Genomic DNA, 1,737 nt, shown 5'->3' on the forward strand with positions numbered 1-1,737 from the left:
CTGCCTGATTAAAAAGCCGCCTCCGGGGGTTTTTTTTTTGCAAATTTTGTTGTAATCGCCGGGTCGGCCACGACCGCCGGTCGTGGGTGATTTGCCGGTAGGTCACGACCGTTGGTCGTGACCCCATTCTTGATAACTGGGGAGTAGATCGAGATGAAGCGTTACCTGACCACACTGCCGTTGCTTGCCCTGCTGGCCTGCGCCAGCGCCCACGCCGACACCCTGCTGATCGACCGCACCAAGGAGCAGGTCGCGCCGGTGGTGCCGGTCCGTGGCCAGACCGCCAGCCAGGTGCTCAGCACCTTCGGCGAACCGAGCGAGAAGCTGGAACCGCGCGGCGGCCAGAAGCGCCAGTGGCCGACCATCAACCGCTGGGTCTACCCGATGTTCACCGTCTACTTCGAGAAGCAGAAGGTGATCGACGTGGTGGCCAACAAGGCCGACGCCAACGAAGTCGGCCCGAAGCCGCCGATCCGCTGATCCACCAGAACGCCCGCCGCCCGGCGGGCCATCGCACCGAGACCATGAACGACACGCTCCGCTTTCCGGCCGAATGGGAATCCCAGTCCGCCATCCTGATCGCCTGGCCCCACGCCGACACCGACTGGGCCGACCGCCTGGGTGACGTCGAGGACACCTACATCGCGCTGGTCGCGGCCATCACCCGCTTCCAGCCGGTGGTGATCATCGTGGCCGACGACGACCTGGAGGCGTACGCCGACGCGCGCCTGCGCTCCAACCGGATCGACACGGACCGCGTGCGTTTCGTCACCGCGCCGTACGACGACACCTGGCTGCGCGATTCGGGCCCGATCACGCTGCGCCGCGCCGACGGCGGCTTCCGCCTGCTGGACTTCCGCTTCACCGGCTGGGGCGGCAAGTTCGAGGCCAGCCTGGACGACCAGCTGGTCGGCGTGCTGCATGCCGCCAACCTGTTCGCCGACGCGGAACTGCAGAGCATTCCGTTCGCGCTGGAAGGCGGCGCCATCGAGACCGATGGCGCGGGCACCCTGCTCACCACCTGGAAGTGCCTGCACGAACGCCACCCGGACCGGGATCGGGCGTCGCTGAGCGCGGACATGGCGAGCTGGCTGGCGCAGGACCGGGTGCTGTGGCTGGACCACGGCTACCTGGAAGGCGACGACACCGACGCGCACATCGACACCCTGGCGCGCTTCGCCTCGGTGGACAGCATCGTCTACCAGGCCTGCGATGACGCCACCGATTCGCACCATGCCGAGCTGCAGGCGATGGGCAACGAACTGGCCGCGCTGCGCACCGCCGACGGCCAGCCGTACCGCCTGTTCCCGCTGCCGTGGGCACGCCCGGTGATCGACGAAGGCCGCCGCCTGGCCGCGTCCTACGCCAATTACCTGATCCTCAACGGCGCAGTCCTGATGCCGGCCTACGGCGACGTGGCCGACGACGCAGCACGCGACGTGCTGGCCCAGGCCTACCCGGACCACGAGATCGTGCAGGTACCCTGCCGCTCGCTGATCTGGCAGAACGGCAGCCTGCATTGCATCACCATGCAGTTGCCTGCCGGGTTGTTGGCTTCTTGAAGCACGTCGGCATTCGATGATTTCCTTGGCGCCGGGCTTTTTGCCCGGCGCTTTTGGTTTTGGGCGAACAGCCGGTGGGCATCGCATGGTCTGAGCTGGGCCGGCGGGTGCGGGTTTGCGGGACACGCCGTAAACCCATCCATGGGGGCTTGGCAAAAACATCCATGTTTTTGAC

At 66.6% G+C, this 1,737-nt stretch carries 2 protein-coding genes; both read left to right on the forward strand.

The annotated features are described in order from the left end of the window. The first annotated feature begins 153 nt into the window (after positions 1–153). Positions 154–480 (forward strand): hypothetical protein, encoded by a 327-nt coding sequence (locus tag QMX79_RS20680; protein ID WP_282248445.1) that lies wholly within the window; start codon positions 154–156, stop codon positions 478–480. 44 nt (positions 481–524) lie between these two features. Then, the gene (locus tag QMX79_RS20685) at positions 525–1,562 is read left to right on the forward strand and encodes an agmatine deiminase family protein (RefSeq protein ID WP_282248446.1); all 1,038 of its coding nucleotides are present in this window, start codon (positions 525–527) and stop codon (positions 1,560–1,562) included. Positions 1,563–1,737: the final 175 nt, after the last annotated feature.

Origin of the sequence: Stenotrophomonas sp. PS02300 (assembly GCF_029959395.1) — a bacterium.
GTDB lineage: Bacteria > Pseudomonadota > Gammaproteobacteria > Xanthomonadales > Xanthomonadaceae > Stenotrophomonas > Stenotrophomonas maltophilia_AD.